A 15,578-nucleotide genomic window follows, 5' to 3' on the forward strand; every position below is an offset into this window, starting at 1 on the left:
CGGTCCCGCCTGCCCCCTGCCGGGTACCGCCGCTCGCACGCCACAGAAGAGAGACCCCACCCATGTCCTGGCTGTCCAGATTCAGCCTCGCACAACGGGCCCTGATAGGCCTGATGTCGATCGTCGCGATCGTCTTCGGGGCGATCGCCATTCCGCAGCTCAAGCAGCAACTGCTGCCCACCATCGAACTGCCGATGGTGTCGGTGCTCGCCCCCTACCAGGGCGCGTCCCCCGACGTGGTCGAGAAGCAGGTCGTCGAGCCGCTCGAAAAGAACATCAAGGCCGTCAGCGGAGTCAAGGGCATCACGTCCACGGCGTCCGAGGGCAACGCCGTGATCATGGCGACCTTCGACTACGGCACGGGGACGAAGCAGCTCGTCGCCGACATCCAGCAGGCCGTCAACCGGTCCCGCACCCAGATCCCTTCGGAAGTCGACCCGCAGGTCGTGGCCGGTTCCACCGACGACATGCCGACCGTCGTGCTCGCGGTGACCTCCGACAAGGACCAGCAGGCGCTCGCCGACCAGCTGGACCGCACGGTCGTCCCGGTCCTCCAGGACATCAAGGGCGTCGGCCGCGTCAGCGTCGACGGCGTCCAGGACCTCCAGGTCAACGTCACGCCCGACCCGAAGAAGCTGGCCGCGGCCGGCCTCACCACGATGACGCTCGGCGACGCCCTGAAGGCGGGCGGCGCGACCGTCCCCGGCGGCTCGTTCTCCGAGGACGGCAAGAGCCGCACCGTCCAGGTCGGCGCCCCGTACACCTCGCTGAAGCAGATCGAGGACCTGCGGATCAAGCCGCAGCAGGGCTCCCCGGTCCGCCTCGGCGACATCGCCACCGTCAAACAGCAGCCCTCGCAGCGGGTCTCCATCACCCGCACCAACGGCAAGCCCAGCCTCGCCGTGATGGCCACCATGGACCACGACGGCAGCGCCGTCGCGATCTCGAAGGCCGTCAAGGACAAGCTGCCCGACCTGAAGAAGGACCTCGGCTCGGGCGCCGAGCTCACCGTCGTCTCGGACCAGGGCCCGCAGGTCTCCAAGGCCATCTCCGGCCTGACCACCGAGGGCGCGCTCGGCCTGCTCTTCGCGGTGCTCGTGATCCTGTTCTTCCTGGCCTCGGTCCGCTCGACGCTGGTGACCGCGGTCTCCATCCCGCTGTCCGTGGTTCTCGCGCTGATCGTGCTGTGGACGCAGGACCTCTCGCTCAACATGCTCACCCTGGGCGCGCTGACGATCGCGATCGGCCGGGTCGTCGACGACTCGATCGTGGTCCTGGAGAACATCAAGCGCCACCTCGGCTACGGCGAGGAGCGCCAGTACGCGATCCTCACCGCGGTCAAGGAGGTCGCCGGCGCGGTCACCTCCTCGACCCTGACCACCGTCGCGGTCTTCCTGCCGATCGGCCTGGTCGGCGGCATGGTGGGCGCGCTGTTCGGCTCGTTCAGCCTCACCGTCACCGCGGCCCTGCTCGCCTCGCTGCTCGTCTCGCTCACCGTCGTCCCGGTCCTGTCGTACTGGTTCCTGCGCCCGCCGAAGGCGATCGCGGGCATCGACCCGGACGAGGCGCGCCGCAAGGCCGAGGAGAAGGAGAACAAGGCCCGCCTCCAGCGGATGTACGTCCCCGTGCTCCGCTTCGCCACCCGGCGCCGCCTCACCAGCGTGCTGATCGCGGTCGTCATCCTGGTCGGCACGTTCGGCATGGCCGGCCTCCTGAAGACCAACTTCTTCGACCAGGGCGAGCAGGACACCCTCTCGATCAAGCAGGAGCTCGCCCCGGGCACCAGCCTGGACGCGGCGGACGCGGCCTCCAAGAAGGTCGAGCAGATCCTCGCCGCCGACCCGGCGGTCAAGAGCTACCAGGTCACCGTCGGCTCCTCCGGCTTCATGGCGGCCTTCGGCGGCGGCACCGGCGCCAACCAGGCCTCGTACACCGTGACGCTGAAGAGCGCGGGCGACTACGACAAGGCGCACGACCGCCTTGAGGCGGCCCTCAAGGGCCAGCCGGGCAACCCGGCCATCTCGACCGGCGGCGGCTTCGGCAGCCAGGACCTGAGCGTGGTCGTCAAGGCGGCCGACGGCGACGTCCTGAAGAAGGCCTCGGAGCAGGTCCGCCAGGCGGTCGCGAGCCTCAAGGACGTCAGCGACGTCCAGAGCGACCTGGCGCAGAGCGTGCCCCGGGTCTCGGTGCAGCCCAACGACAAGGCGGCCGACGCGGGCTTCAACCAGACCACCCTCGGCATGGCCGTCGCCCAGCAGGTGCGGGGCACCCAGGTCACCAAGGCGATCATGGGCGACTCCGAGCGTGATGTGTACATCACCGCGGCCGACCCGGCCACGACCGTGGACCAGCTCAAGAACCTCTCGCTGGGCGCGGTCAAGCTCGGCGACATCGCCGATGTGAAGCTGGTCCCCGGCCCGGTCTCGATGACCCGGATCGACGGCGCCCGCTCCGCGACCATCACCGCCAAGCCGGTCGGTGACAACACGGGCAAGGTCAGCACCGACCTCCAGGCCAAGATCAAGGACCTGAAGCTGCCGTCTGGCGCCACCGCCTCCATCGGCGGCGTCTCCTCGGACCAGTCGGACGCGTTCAAGAACCTGGGTCTGGCGATGCTGGCGGCGATCGCGATCGTCTTCATGCTCCTGGTCGCGACGTTCAAGTCCCTGATCCAGCCGCTGATCCTGCTTGTCGCGATCCCGTTCGCGGCCACCGGCGCGATCGGCCTGCTGATCGCCACCGGCACCCCGATGGGCGTCCCGGCCATGATCGGCATGCTCATGCTGATCGGCATCGTGGTCACCAACGCGATCGTCCTGATCGACCTGATCAACCAGTACCGCAAGCAGGGTCTCGGCGTCGTCGAGGCCGTCGTCGAGGGCGGTCGCCACCGTCTGCGCCCGATCCTCATGACGGCACTGGCGACGATCTTCGCGCTGCTCCCGATGGCGCTCGGCGTCACCGGCGAGGGCGGTTTCATAGCCCAGCCGCTCGCGGTCGTGGTGATCGGCGGCCTGGTGACGTCGACGCTGCTCACCCTGCTCCTGGTCCCGACCCTCTATGCGATGGTTGAGCTGCGCAAGGAGCGCAAGGCCAAGAAGAAGGCGGCCAAGCGCGCGAGGAAGGCGGGTCTGCCGGTCCCGTCGGACGACTCCGACCAGCTGGAGCCGGCCAACGCCTGACCCGGGCGAGCAACCCGGTGACGTAACGACGAAGGCCGCCCCCTCCAGCCGGGGGGCGGCCTTCCGTCGTGTCGCGGGCAGTGCGGCGGGCGGGTTACGGCAGCGCCAGCATCCGCTCCAGGGCCAGCTTCGCGAAGCTCTCGGTCTCCTTGTCGACCTGGATCTGGTTGATCAGCTTGCCCTCGGCGAGCGATTCCAGGGTCCACACCAGGTGGGGGAGGTCGATGCGGTTCATGGTCGAGCAGAAGCAGACCGTCTTGTCGAGGAAGACGATCTCCTTGTCCTCGGCGGCGAACCGGTTGGCCAGGCGCCGCACCAGGTTCAGCTCGGTGCCGATCGCCCACTTCGAGCCGCGCGGGGCGGCCTCCAGGGCCTTGATGATGTACTCGGTCGAGCCCACGTAGTCCGCCGCGGCGACGACCTCGTGCTTGCACTCGGGGTGCACCAGGACGTTCACGCCCGGGATCCGCTCGCGCACGTCGTTCACCGAGTCCAACGAGAAGCGGCCGTGCACCGAGCAGTGCCCGCGCCACAGGATCATCTTGGCGCCCCGCAGCTGCTCGACGGTGAGCCCGCCGTTCGGCTTGTGCGGGTTGTAGAGCACGCAGTCGTCGAGGGACATGCCGAGCTCGCGCACCGCGGTGTTGCGGCCCAGGTGCTGGTCCGGCAGGAACAGCACCTTCTCTCCCTGCTCGAAGGCCCAGTTCAGGGCGCGCTCGGCGTTGGAGGACGTGCAGATCGTGCCGCCGTGCTTCCCGGTGAACGCCTTGATGTCGGCGGAGGAGTTCATGTACGAGACGGGCACGACCTGCTCGGCTATGCCGGCCTCGGTCAGCACGTCCCAGCACTCGGCGACCTGCTCGGCAGTGGCCATGTCGGCCATCGAGCAGCCCGCGGCGAGGTCCGGCAGGACGACCTTCTGGTCGTCGCCGGTCAGGATGTCCGCGGACTCGGCCATGAAGTGCACACCGCAGAACACGATGTACTCGGCCTCGGGCTTCGCGGCGGCGTCCTTGGCCAGCTTGAACGAGTCGCCCGTCACATCGGCGAACTCGATGACCTCGTCGCGCTGGTAGTGGTGCCCGAGGATGAAGACCTTGTCCCCGAGCTTCGCCCTGGCCGCGCGGGCGCGGGCCACCAGGTCCGGGTCGGAGGGCGAAGGAAGGTCGCCGGGGCACTCCACGCCGCGCTCGCTCTTCGGGTCGGCCTCGCGGCCGAGCAGGAGCAGCGCGAGCGGCGTCGGCTGGACGTCGAGCTCGACGCGGCCGGCGGTGTCCTGGCGGGGCTGGGCGGTGGTCACGTCACGCACCCTTTCTGTTTCCTGAGCAGTGCGGCGGAGCCGCTCCAGTGGCCCCGGTGCTTCCACCGAGGGGTTTTCGTCTAAATGACGCTATCTATCATAACTGCTTCACGTCACTTTGACGATGGCCATAGCGTCGATGTGACGCACCCGGCCCGCGCCGGCTCCCGTACCGGGTTGTCCACAGGCCTTTCCTCGCCCGCCCCCGCGTGTGCGAGCATGAAAGGGAAGAACCCGGAATGAATCCGGGGCCCCGCCGGTTGCAACCGTCGGCAAGCAGTCTCCGTACAACCCGGGAGAGAAGCAGATGTCCGTATCGGACGAGACCACCACCGTGAGCGACGGCATCCTCCTGTCCGACGCCGCCGCGGCCAAGGTCAAGGGCCTCCTTGAGCAGGAAGGCCGGGACGACCTGGCGCTGCGCGTCGCCGTTCAGCCGGGCGGCTGCTCGGGCCTGCGTTACCAGCTGTTCTTCGACGAGCGCTCGCTCGACGGCGATGTCGTCAAGGACTTCGACGGCGTCAAGGTCGTCACCGACCGCATGAGCGCCCCGTACCTGGGCGGCGCCTCGATCGACTTCGTCGACACCATCGAGAAGCAGGGCTTCACGATCGACAACCCGAACGCGACGGGTTCCTGCGCCTGCGGCGACTCCTTCAGCTAAGCCTCGCGGCAGCAAAGAGGCGGGTGCCCCCGACCGGGGGCACCCGCCTCTGCCGTGTCCGCGCTACTTCTTCGGCAGCTCCTTGCCGGTGTCCGCGTCGAGCACCTTGCGGGCCCCGAGCGCCTCGTGCAGCTGCACCGGGACCGTCTGCTGCTTGGCCAGCATGATGCACATCTTCTTCGGGTCCTTGACCTGCCCGGTCACCTTGACCCGCACGCCGTCGCCGCTCTCGTCGGCGGTCGCCGTGTACGTGCTGCACACCCCGCCCCAGAACGTCACGTTCAGGGTCCGCCCGTCCGGCGCGACGGCGTACGACTCCAGCGCCTGGCCGTGCGTGCCCGGCGCGGTGGCCGACCCCGAAGGCGGCGGCACGGGAGCACCGGTCGGCGGCTTCGTCACGTACTGGGGCGCCACCGCCGGAGCCGTGATCGTGAACGGCCGGCCGGCGTCCGGCTTCACCTGGAACAGCCATGACGGTACGAGGGTCGGCGTGCCGTCCACGAACTGCGCGGCGAGCCCGAAGGTGGCCCCGTCGATCGTCACGGTCGAGGGCGTGGGCTGCTTGCACGGCTGGATGTTGCCCTGGGGATCGCTCGGAAGGCGGCCCTTGGTGGGCTGGCCCTCCACCGGCACGGGACCCGTGCAGTCCTTGGGCTTCGGCCGGTTCGTGACGTGGCTGTTGAGCTGCGCCAGCGTCTGGTCCGCGCTGATCACCGGATATGTGGCGCCCTTGTCCGGCATCTTCAACTGGCCGCTGCCGCCGACCACTTGACCGTCCGGGCCGACCTGGATGCCGGTCGTCCAGCCGTAGGTGGGGAGGCCGTCGACGACGGGGTCCGCGTTCACCACCCGGGCCGAGGCCAGGATCTCCTTGGCGTCCAGCTTGGCGTCGTCCTGGCCGAGCGCCTTGAGGACCGGGGCCGCGGCCGCCTTCGCCGCCTGTTCGCTCACAGGGCTGCCGGAGCCCGCACCGCCGTCGGCACCCGAGCCGCTCCCGGTGTCCGCGCCCGTCGTGTGCATCGGACACATCTTGCCCTTGGGGCAGTTGTCCGAGCCGCCGGTGCCGTACCGCGCGAACGACCAGGTGCCGGGGGCTTTCTGGCTTACCGTCAGGACCGGTCCCGAACTGTCCTTGGTCACCCCTGCCTTCCAGCTGCCGTCTTCGAGGCGCACCGCCCCCTCGACCCCCAGCGCCCGGGCGAGCCGCGTCGCATCGGCCTCGCTCACCGTGCCGCGCGGCTGGAAGACGGGCGCCTTGCCGGGGCCGCCGGGCAGCTTGACCGACGCCCGGTAGACCACCCCGTTCGGGTCCGGCTCGCCGGGGGCGATCCCGTTGCCGCCGCCGCTACTGCCGCCGGCGTCGCCGCCCGGGGCGCTGTCGAGTGCGAGCGGCGGAGGTGCGCCGTTCCCGCCGGGCGTACTGCCACCGCCCGAGGAAGCCGTCGAGGCCCAGTACGCCCCACCGCCGCCCGCGGCCAGTACGGCCACGGCGGCCGCGGCGAGGATCAAGGGAGATCGTCGCGAACGCCGCTGCTCGGGCTCGTCCTGCGTGTGCTCGCTGCTCACCAGATCGCTCCTGTCCAGTCGTATCCCGCATCCCCCTTACGAGGGACGCCGTTTGGACGGAGCGGGGGAGCGCACGGTTCCATCCCCGTGCGCCGCACCCGCGTGATCAAGCCGTTTCAGTCCCCGTATTCGGACATGTCCGCGATGAGCCGTACCGAGGAGGGCGGAACCGTCACACCGTGGATCCGGGACGGCGGCACCGGAGCCGGAGCGTTCCGTGTGGGCGCCACCCAGTGCGGAGCCATCCGCGCGCAGTCCCCGCGCAGCTCCTCCAGCCCCGGAAGATCGACCGCCACCCCGTGCCCACTGCTCACCTTGGTCTCCATGCTTCGCACCGTACGCACAGGAAGCGTGCGCAGAAAGACCTACTATTGGGTAGTTTCCACCGGTCGGCCCGGCGGGGGCGACCCGGTAGCGTGAACTGTCAACGCCCGCCCGTCACCCACCACCGCCCTTATGGGGGCGCTTCGCGCGCCCCTCTGCATTCCCTTCAGGAGCGCCCTCGCCGTGCGTATCGCAGTCACCGGATCCATCGCCACCGACCACCTCATGACCTTCCCCGGCCGATTCGCCGACCAGCTGGTCGCCGACCAGCTGCACACGGTCTCCCTCTCCTTCCTGGTCGACAACCTCGACGTACGCCGTGGCGGAGTCGGTCCGAACATCTGCTTCGGCATGGGCCAGCTCGGCGGCCGGCCGATCCTGGTCGGCGCGGCCGGATCCGACTTCGACGAGTACCGCGCCTGGCTCGACCGGCACGGCGTCGACACCGGCTCGGTACGGATCTCCGAGGTCCTGCACACCGCCCGCTTCGTGTGCACCACCGACGCCGACCACAACCAGATCGGCTCCTTCTACACGGGCGCGATGAGCGAGGCCCGCCAGATCGAGCTGAAGGCCGTCGCCGACCGCGTGGGCGGCCTCGACCTCGTGCTGATCGGCGCGGACGATCCCGAGGCGATGCTGCGCCACACCGAGGAGTGCAAGGCGCGGAGCATTCCCTTCGCCGCCGACTTCTCGCAGCAGATCGCCCGCATGTCCGGCGACGACATCCGCACCCTGCTCGAAGGCGCGACGTACCTCTTCTCCAACGAGTACGAGAAGGGGCTCATCGAGAACAAGACCGGCTGGAGCGACGAGGAGATCCTCGCCAAGGTCGACTACCGGGTCACCACGCTCGGCTCGCGCGGCGTGCGCATCGAGCAGGTCGGCGCCGAGCCGATCGTCGTCGGCGTCCCGGAGGAGGAGGCCAAGGTCGACCCGACGGGCGTGGGCGACGCCTTCCGGGCCGGGTTCCTGACCGGCCTGTCCTGGGGCGTCGGCCACGAGCGGGCCGCCCAGCTCGGCTGCATGCTGGCCACCCTGGTCATCGAGACGCTGGGCACCCAGGAGTACACCCTGCGCCGGGCCCACTTCATGGACCGCTTCACCAAGGCGTACGGCGACGAGGCCGCCGCCGAGGTGCGGGCCCACCTCCAGTAGTCCTCGGAGCCAGGCTCTCAGCTGACGCGACGCACCCGGTAGGCGGTTCCTTCCCCTGCCGGGTGCTCGCCCAGGTACTCCTGGCCCCGCATCTCGCACCACGCCGGGATGTCGAGGCGGGCCGCCTCGTCGTCGGCCAGCACCGTCACGACACCGCCCACGGGTACGTTCCCGATCGCCTTCGCGAGTTCGATGACCGGGATCGGGCAGAGCCGGCCGAGCGAGTCCACCACGAACTCCTCGGCGTCGGCGGGACCGGCCGTCGCGACCGGCGCCCCGAGCTTCGTCCGTACGGACGCGACCACACCTGGCAGCAGGTCGAGGAAGCGGTCGACCTCCTGCGCCGGAGTGCCGAGCGGCAGCGACACCCGGACGTTGCCCTCGCTCAGCACCCCCATGGCGCGCAGCACATGGCTGGGCGTCAGGGTGCTGCTGGTGCAGGACGAACCGGAGGAAACGGAGAATTCCGCCCGGTCGAGCTCGTGCAGCAGGGTCTCTCCGTCGACATAGAGACAGGAGAAGGTGACCAGATGCGGCAGCCGCCGCACTGGATCGCCGACCACCTCGACATCCGGCACCAGCTCCGCGACCCGGGTGCGGATCCGCTCCACCAGGCCCCGCAGACGCGCCGATTCGGCCTCGGCCTCGGCCCGTACCGCCCGCAGGGATGCGGCCGCCGCGACGATCGCCGGGATGTTCTCGAAGCCGGCCGCGCGCCCCGACTCCCGCTCGTCGGCGGGCCCTTGAGGCGCGAACCGGACGCCCTTGCGCACCGCGAGCAGCCCGACTCCTGCCGGACCGCCCCATTTGTGGGCACTCGCCGCGAGGATCGACCAGGCACCCTCGACCGGCCCCCAGGCCAGCGACTGGGCCGCGTCCACCAGCAGTGGCACCCCCGCCGCCCGGCACGCCTCGGCCACCTCGGCCACCGGCTGGAGGGTGCCCACCTCGTGGTTGGCGGACTGCAGGCAGGCGAGCGCGGTGTCGGGCCGCAGGGCGGCGGCGTACGCATCGGGGGAGACCCGGCCCGTGCGGTCCACCACGACCTCCGTCACCGAACCGCCACCCGCCTCATGGGAGGCAGCCGAATGGAGGACCGAGGAGTGCTCGACCGCGGACACCACCAGATGCCGCCCGACACGCCGACGCCCGGACAAGGATCCGTAAATTCCGGAGTGCACCGCGCGCGTCCCCGAACTGGTGAAGCTGAGCTCGTCCGGGCGGCAGCCGACGGCCTCCGCGGCGGCCTCCCGCGCCGCGTCCAGGAGCAGCCGGGCGCGCCTGCCCTCCCGGTAGAGCCGGGCCGGATCGGCCCACCCCTCGTCCAGAGAGGCTTGCAGGGCCTGGCGGGCGACGGGGTGCAGGGGGGCCGAGGAGGCCGCGTCGAAGTAGGGCACCCGGCCACGCTAACCCCGCCCCGGCGAACGAGCTGCGGGGGATGGGGCGAGGGGTCGTCAGATGGCGCCCGGAGGCCGGGATTCCACCGCGGCTCCACCCCTTCGGGGAGTCGGGCGGCGCGTTGGGCACCCTCCCCGCGCGACCCCAAATAGCGTCCAGTAGGGTTTGGTCCGCATAAACATCCAAACCCCTGCCCGTGTGCCAGGGCGGCGACCGACCAGCGAGACGGCCGTAGCCGACCACCGCGGGCGAGACTCTCGGGAAGGCGCTACGTGAGTCCCAACGGCTCCGACCGCTCGTCGCGGCGCCCGATGCGGCGGAAGCTGCCGCAGGTGCTGACTGCGGGCCTGGTCCTGGCGACAGCATCCGGTTGCTCGTACAACTGGAAAGACTTCCCTCGACTTGGTATGCCCACTCCGGTGACGGACGAGGCTCCCAGGATCCTGTCCCTCTGGCAGGGCTCGTGGGCGGCTGCGCTCGCCACGGGCGTGCTGGTCTGGGGCCTGATCCTGTGGAGCGTCATCTTCCACCGGCGCAGCCGCACCAAGGTCGAGGTACCCCCGCAGACCCGGTACAACATGCCCATCGAGGCGCTGTACACCGTGGTCCCGCTGATCATCGTCTCCGTGCTCTTCTACTTCACGGCACGCGACGAGACGAAGCTCCTGGCTCTGTCCCCGAAGCCCGCCCACACGGTCAACGTGGTCGGCTATCAGTGGAGCTGGGGCTTCAACTACGTCGAGGACGTGCCCGGTGTCAAGGGCGACGCCAAGACGGACAAGAACCTGGACGCGATCCCGGACCGGTTCAAGAAGGACTTCCCCGCGAACGCGGGCGGTGTCTACGACGTCGGCATCCCCGGCACCCGTAACCCGCAGACCGGAAACCCGGGCCCGACCCTGTGGCTGCCGAAGGGCGAGAAGGTCCGCTTCGTGCTGACCTCGCGCGACGTCATCCACTCCTTCTGGATCGTGCCGTTCCTGATGAAGCAGGACGTCATTCCGGGGCACACCAACTCGTTCGAGGTCACGCCGAACCAGGAAGGCACCTTCCTGGGCAAGTGCGCCGAACTCTGCGGCGTCGACCACTCGCGCATGCTCTTCAACGTGAAGGTCGTCTCCCCGGAGCGCTACCAGCAGCACCTCAAGGAGCTGGCGGCGAAGGGCCAGTCCGGTTACGTGCCGGCGGGCATCGCCCAGACCGACCCCGCCAAGAACGCGGAGACGAACAAACTGTGAGCATCCTCAACGAATCTCAGGGTGCCGCGGCAGCAGACGACTCGTACGAGAACGAGCTGCCGGTCCGGCGCAAGCAGCCGGGAAACGTCGTCATCAAGTGGCTGACCACCACTGATCACAAGACGATCGGCACGATGTACCTGGTCACGTCGTTCGCGTTCTTCTGCATCGGCGGGATCATGGCGCTCTTCATGCGCGCCGAACTCGCCCGCCCCGGCACGCAGATCATGTCGAACGAGCAGTTCAACCAGGCGTTCACGATGCACGGCACGATCATGCTGCTGATGTTCGCGACGCCGCTGTTCGCCGGATTCGCGAACTGGATCATGCCGCTGCAGATCGGCGCGCCCGACGTGGCGTTCCCGCGGCTGAACATGTTCGCCTACTGGCTCTACCTGTTCGGCTCGACCATCGCGGTCGGTGGCTTCCTCACCCCGCAGGGCGCGGCCGACTTCGGCTGGTTCGCCTACTCCCCGCTGTCGGACGCGGTCCGCTCGCCGGGCGTCGGCGCCGACATGTGGATCATGGGTCTGGCCTTCTCCGGCTTCGGCACGATCCTCGGCTCGGTCAACTTCATCACCACGATCATCTGCATGCGCGCGCCCGGCATGACGATGTTCCGGATGCCGATCTTCGTGTGGAACGTCCTGCTGACCGGTGTGCTGGTCCTGCTGGCCTTCCCGGTCCTCGCGGCCGCGCTGTTCGCCCTGGAGGCGGACCGCAAGTTCGGTGCGCATGTCTTCGACGCCAGTAATGGCGGCGCGATTCTCTGGCAACACCTCTTCTGGTTCTTCGGCCATCCAGAGGTGTACATCATCGCGCTGCCATTCTTCGGAATCATTTCCGAAGTGATTCCGGTGTTCAGCCGGAAGCCGATGTTCGGCTACAGCGGTCTGATCGGCGCCACCATCGCGATCGCGGGTCTGTCCGTGACCGTGTGGGCGCACCACATGTACGTCACCGGTGGCGTGCTCCTGCCGTTCTTCTCCTTCATGACGTTCCTCATCGCCGTGCCAACAGGCGTGAAGTTCTTCAACTGGATCGGCACGATGTGGAAGGGCTCACTGTCCTTCGAAACACCCATGCTGTGGGCCGTCGGCTTCCTGATCACCTTCACCTTCGGCGGTCTGACCGGCGTCATCCTGGCCTCGCCGCCGATGGACTTCCACGTTTCCGACTCGTACTTCGTGGTCGCGCACTTCCACTACGTCATCTTCGGCACCGTGGTCTTCGCGATGTTCTCCGGATTCCACTTCTGGTGGCCGAAGTTCACCGGAAAGATGCTGGACGAGCGGCTCGGCAAGATCACCTTCTGGACGCTGTTCGTGGGCTTCCACGGCACGTTCCTGGTGCAGCACTGGCTGGGTGTCGAGGGCATGCCGCGTCGTTACGCGGACTACCTGGCGGCCGACGGCTTCACCGCGCTGAACACGATCTCGACGATCTCCTCGTTCCTGCTCGGTCTGTCGATCCTGCCGTTCTTCTACAACGTCTGGAAGACCGCCAAGTACGGCAAGAAGATCGAGGTCGACGACCCGTGGGGCTACGGCCGTTCGCTGGAGTGGGCGACCTCCTGCCCGCCGCCGCGGCACAACTTCCTCACGATGCCGCGCATTCGTTCCGAATCGCCGGCTTTCGACCTCCACCACCCGGAGATCGCGGCTCTCGACCAGCTCGAGAACCACGGCGACGTCCACGGTGACCACATGCTCACCGGTGGCAAGGAGGCCGGGAAGTGAAGATCCAGGGCAAGATGTTCCTGTGGCTGTCCGTCTTCATTCTGGTCATGGCCGTCGTGTACGGCGTGTGGTCGAAGGAAGCGGCCGGCACCACCGCGCTCGTCATGGCCTTCGGCCTGAGCGTCATGATCGGCTTCTACCTGGCCTTCACGGCCCGGCGGGTCGACGTCGGCGCCCAGGACGACAAGGAAGCCGATGTCGCGGACGACGCCGGTGAGGTCGGCTTCTTCTCGCCGCACTCCTGGCAGCCGCTCTCGCTGGGCATCGGCGGCGCCCTGGCGTTCCTCGCGATCGCCATGGGCTGGTGGCTGCTGTACTTCTCGGCTCCGCTGATCCTGGTCGGTCTCTACGGCTGGGTGTTCGAGTACTACCGCGGCGAGAACCAGAACCAGTAGTTCCGCACACGCCGCACTGCGCCAAGAGGGGCCCTCCGTCTCACCGCGAGACGGAGGGCCCCTCGTTTGCAGTCACCCCGCGCGCCGGAACTGACGAACCTTCATACCGTGAGCTCATGAGCCACGCACCGCGCATCCGCACCGTATTGAGCTGCACCCTCCTTGTCCTGTCCCTCGGTGTGGGGGCCACGGGGTGCGGTGGGTCAGACGCCAACCCGCTGTCCGCCAAGCCGTACGACGCCGCCGGGCAGGTCGTCTACAACGGCCCGGCGGGCCGTCAGAAGGCCGACCCCGGCAAGCCCCTGGAGATCACCGTCAAGGGCAAGGAGGCCCGCCTCACGGACGTCACCGCCGTCGACGGCAACGGCCGCTACCTGGCGGGCGAACTGGCCGCCGACGGCACCCGCTGGCACTCCACCGGCGCCCTGCTGGCCGGCGCGCACTACACCGTCAAGGTCTCCACGGAGAACGAGGACGGCTCCCCGGGGCTGCGCACGCTGACGTTCGACACCGCGGCGGTCACGGACGCCGTGGAGGTCGAATTCGGCCCGGACGCGGGCCAGTACGGCGTCGGACAGCCCATCACCGCGGAACTCAGCAAGCCGATCAAGGACAAGAAGGCCCGGACGATCGTCGAACGCGCCCTGGTCGTCGAGTCCACGCCCAAGGTGGAGGGCAACTGGTACTGGGTGGGCGACAAGGTGCTGCACTACCGGCCGAAGGAGTACTGGCCCACGCACGCCACCATCAACGTCCACTCCAACCTGGAGGGCGTGAAGATCGCCGACAAGCTGTACGGCGGTCCCGGCAAGCCCCTGAAGATCACCACCGGCGACCGCGTCGAGGCCATCACCGACGCCGCCGGGCACTACATGACGGTCAAGCGCAACGGAGAAGTGATCAATACCATTCCGGTCACCACCGGAAAGCCCGGATTCTCCACCCGCAACGGCGTCAAGGTCGTCCTGGGCAAGCAGTACTTCGTACGTATGCGCGGGGAGACCGTCGGCATCTCCTCCAACAGCTCGGACGGCTACGACCTGCCCGTCTACTACGCCACGAGGGTCACCTGGAGCGGCGAATACGTGCACGCCGCGCCCTGGTCGGTGGGCTCGCAGGGTTACGAGAACGTCAGCCACGGCTGTACGGGCATGAGCACCGGCAACGCGGCCTGGTTCTACGAGAACATCAACGAGGGCGACATCGTCAAGGTCGTCAACAGCATCGGCGAGGACATGACGCCCTTCGACAACGGGTACGGCGACTGGAACGTGGACTGGGACGACTGGCGCAAGGGCAGCTTCCTGCTGGCCGACCTCAAGGCCGGCCAGATCAAGGCCAACTCCGCCCGGCTGCGGCCGGGAGTGTGAGGTCAGGCACCCACGGCAAGCCGCTTGCGCAGCAGCGAGGCCAGCGAGTCCGCGAACTCGACCGGCTCGACCGGGAGGGTCACGGCGGCGTCCGCGCGGCTCCAGGTGGCCAGCCAGGCGTCCTGCGGGCGGCCGATGAGGAGCAGCACCGGCGGGCACTGGAAGACCTCGTCCTTGATCTGGCGGCAGACCCCCATGCCGCCCGCCGGGACCGCCTCGCCGTCCAGGACGCAGACGTCGATGCCGCCGCGTTCCAGCTCCTTGAGGACCGCCGGCAGCGTCGCGCACTCCAGGAATTCGACCGGGGGCACGTCGGAGGCGGGCCTGCGGCCGGCCGCGAGCCGCACCTGTGCGCGGGTGTTCGCGTCGTCGCTGTAGACCAGAACGGTGGCGCTCGACTGCATGGATCCTCCGAAGGTCCGGCGGATTCGCCGGCGTTGGCTCATGAACCGATGCGCGGATGCTACTCCGTCCGACTGCCCGTCAACACCGGTTCGGACAGCCCTTCGATGGGCCGTTCGGGCCCTGCATACGCCGCTGACACACCGAACGGCACCCCCCGGGGTGAGGGCGGGATAAGCGACCGACATAATGTCGGTCGTGGCGACAGCAACGACAGTAGAAACCGGGCACGCGCACCCGTCGGTCAATCGGCCGAACCTCACCAGCGTCGGAACCATCATCTGGTTGAGTTCCGAGCTGATGTTCTTCGCGGCCCTCTTCGCGATGTACTTCACTCTGCGATCGGTAACGGGTGCCGCGCACTGGTCAGAAATGGCCTCGTCCCTGAACCTTCCGTTCTCGGCGACCAACACCACGATTCTGGTGCTCTCCTCCCTCACCTGCCAGCTCGGCGTCTTCGCCGCCGAGCGGGGCGATGTGAAGAAGCTCCGCACCTGGTTCATCATCACGTTCGTGATGGGTGCGATCTTCATCGGCGGTCAGGTCTTCGAGTACACCGACCTGGTGAAGAAGGACGGCCTCTCGCTGTCCTCGGATCCATACGGCTCGGTGTTCTACCTGACCACGGGCTTCCACGGACTGCATGTGACGGGCGGTCTGATCGCCTTCCTGCTGGTTCTCGGCAGGACGTACGCGGCCAAGAGGTTCACCCATGAACAGGCGACCGCGGCCATCGTCGTGTCCTATTACTGGCACTTCGTCGATGTCGTGTGGATCGGCCTCTTCGCCACGATCTACCTGATCCAGTAACCGGGCCCGTAGGTCCGCACCACATCCAGCAT

General features: G+C 68.5%; 13 protein-coding genes. 8 read left to right on the top strand and 5 right to left on the bottom strand.

The annotated features are described in order from the left end of the window. Positions 1-62: 62 nt before the first annotated feature. Positions 63-3,182, top strand: a complete 3,120-nt coding sequence (locus tag ABD346_RS05005) for an efflux RND transporter permease subunit (RefSeq protein WP_344371946.1) — start codon at positions 63-65, stop codon at positions 3,180-3,182. A gap of 94 nt (positions 3,183-3,276) precedes the next feature. Here ABD346_RS05005 and nadA read toward each other — a convergent pair whose 3' ends face one another. Beyond that, positions 3,277-4,491 (bottom strand): quinolinate synthase NadA, encoded by a 1,215-nt coding sequence (gene nadA, locus ABD346_RS05010; RefSeq protein WP_344371948.1) that lies wholly within the window; start codon positions 4,489-4,491, stop codon positions 3,277-3,279. A 298-nt stretch (positions 4,492-4,789) separates the two neighbouring features. Between nadA and ABD346_RS05015 the strand changes: the two genes are divergently transcribed. Then, a complete protein-coding gene (locus tag ABD346_RS05015; RefSeq protein WP_030933606.1) occupies positions 4,790-5,146 on the top strand; it encodes a HesB/IscA family protein in 357 nt (118 codons plus the stop codon). Positions 5,147-5,209: 63 nt separating this feature from the next. Here ABD346_RS05015 and ABD346_RS05020 read toward each other — a convergent pair whose 3' ends face one another. Then, complete coding sequence (locus tag ABD346_RS05020) at positions 5,210-6,712, bottom strand: hypothetical protein (RefSeq protein ID WP_344371951.1); 1,503 nt, start codon at positions 6,710-6,712, stop codon at positions 5,210-5,212. Between the two features lie 116 nt (positions 6,713-6,828). Continuing rightward, positions 6,829-7,038, bottom strand: a complete 210-nt coding sequence (locus tag ABD346_RS05025) for a hypothetical protein (protein ID WP_344371954.1) — start codon at positions 7,036-7,038, stop codon at positions 6,829-6,831. Between the two features lie 181 nt (positions 7,039-7,219). Between ABD346_RS05025 and ABD346_RS05030 the strand changes: the two genes are divergently transcribed. Next, entirely contained in the window at positions 7,220-8,194 is a 975-nt protein-coding gene (locus ABD346_RS05030) for a carbohydrate kinase family protein (protein ID WP_344371956.1), read from the top strand. A gap of 17 nt (positions 8,195-8,211) precedes the next feature. Here the strand turns inward: ABD346_RS05030 and ABD346_RS05035 are convergent, their stop codons facing one another. After that, a complete protein-coding gene (locus tag ABD346_RS05035) occupies positions 8,212-9,591 on the bottom strand; it encodes a cysteine desulfurase/sulfurtransferase TusA family protein (protein ID WP_344371959.1) in 1,380 nt (459 codons plus the stop codon). 273 nt (positions 9,592-9,864) lie between these two features. Here ABD346_RS05035 and ctaC point away from each other — a divergent pair, with 273 nt between their 5' ends. The 4 genes from ctaC (at position 9,865) to ABD346_RS05055 (ending at position 14,334) form a co-directional block, all read left to right on the top strand. Further along, entirely contained in the window at positions 9,865-10,830 is a 966-nt protein-coding gene (ctaC, locus tag ABD346_RS05040; protein ID WP_344371961.1) for an aa3-type cytochrome oxidase subunit II, read from the top strand. Further along, entirely contained in the window at positions 10,827-12,569 is a 1,743-nt protein-coding gene (ctaD, locus tag ABD346_RS05045; RefSeq protein ID WP_344371963.1) for an aa3-type cytochrome oxidase subunit I, read from the top strand. Before ctaC ends, ctaD begins: the two co-directional genes overlap by 4 nt. Further along, positions 12,566-12,964 (top strand): cytochrome c oxidase subunit 4, encoded by a 399-nt coding sequence (locus tag ABD346_RS05050; protein ID WP_189961050.1) that lies wholly within the window; start codon positions 12,566-12,568, stop codon positions 12,962-12,964. Before ctaD ends, ABD346_RS05050 begins: the two co-directional genes overlap by 4 nt. Before the next feature lie 116 nt (positions 12,965-13,080). Then, the gene (locus ABD346_RS05055; RefSeq protein WP_344371967.1) at positions 13,081-14,334 is read left to right on the top strand and encodes a L,D-transpeptidase; all 1,254 of its coding nucleotides are present in this window, start codon (positions 13,081-13,083) and stop codon (positions 14,332-14,334) included. A 2-nt stretch (positions 14,335-14,336) separates the two neighbouring features. Here the strand turns inward: ABD346_RS05055 and ABD346_RS05060 are convergent, their stop codons facing one another. Beyond that, positions 14,337-14,738 (bottom strand): DNA-binding transcriptional response regulator, encoded by a 402-nt coding sequence (locus ABD346_RS05060; RefSeq protein ID WP_344371970.1) that lies wholly within the window; start codon positions 14,736-14,738, stop codon positions 14,337-14,339. A 187-nt stretch (positions 14,739-14,925) separates the two neighbouring features. Between ABD346_RS05060 and ctaE the strand changes: the two genes are divergently transcribed. After that, positions 14,926-15,546, top strand: coding sequence for an aa3-type cytochrome oxidase subunit III (gene ctaE, locus ABD346_RS05065; RefSeq protein WP_189961053.1), 621 nt, complete (start codon positions 14,926-14,928; stop codon positions 15,544-15,546). The last annotated feature ends 32 nt before the right edge of the window (positions 15,547-15,578 follow it).

The sequence above is a fragment of the Streptomyces mauvecolor genome (assembly GCF_039532965.1).
In the GTDB taxonomy this organism is placed as follows: domain Bacteria; phylum Actinomycetota; class Actinomycetes; order Streptomycetales; family Streptomycetaceae; genus Streptomyces; species Streptomyces violascens.

Excerpts from the sequence above, each read along its gene's own strand:
- ABD346_RS05005 (WP_344371946.1), top strand. The coding sequence starts at position 63 with ATGTCCTGGCTGTCCAGATTCAGCCTCGCACAACGGGCCCTGATAGGC.
- ABD346_RS05015 (WP_030933606.1), top strand. The coding sequence starts at position 4,790 with ATGTCCGTATCGGACGAGACCACCACCGTGAGCGACGGCATCCTCCTG.
- ABD346_RS05025 (WP_344371954.1), bottom strand. The coding sequence starts at position 7,038 with ATGGAGACCAAGGTGAGCAGTGGGCACGGGGTGGCGGTCGATCTTCCG.
- ABD346_RS05055 (WP_344371967.1), top strand. The coding sequence starts at position 13,081 with ATGAGCCACGCACCGCGCATCCGCACCGTATTGAGCTGCACCCTCCTT.
- ABD346_RS05060 (WP_344371970.1), bottom strand. The coding sequence starts at position 14,738 with ATGCAGTCGAGCGCCACCGTTCTGGTCTACAGCGACGACGCGAACACC.
- ctaE (WP_189961053.1), top strand. The coding sequence starts at position 14,926 with ATGTCGGTCGTGGCGACAGCAACGACAGTAGAAACCGGGCACGCGCAC.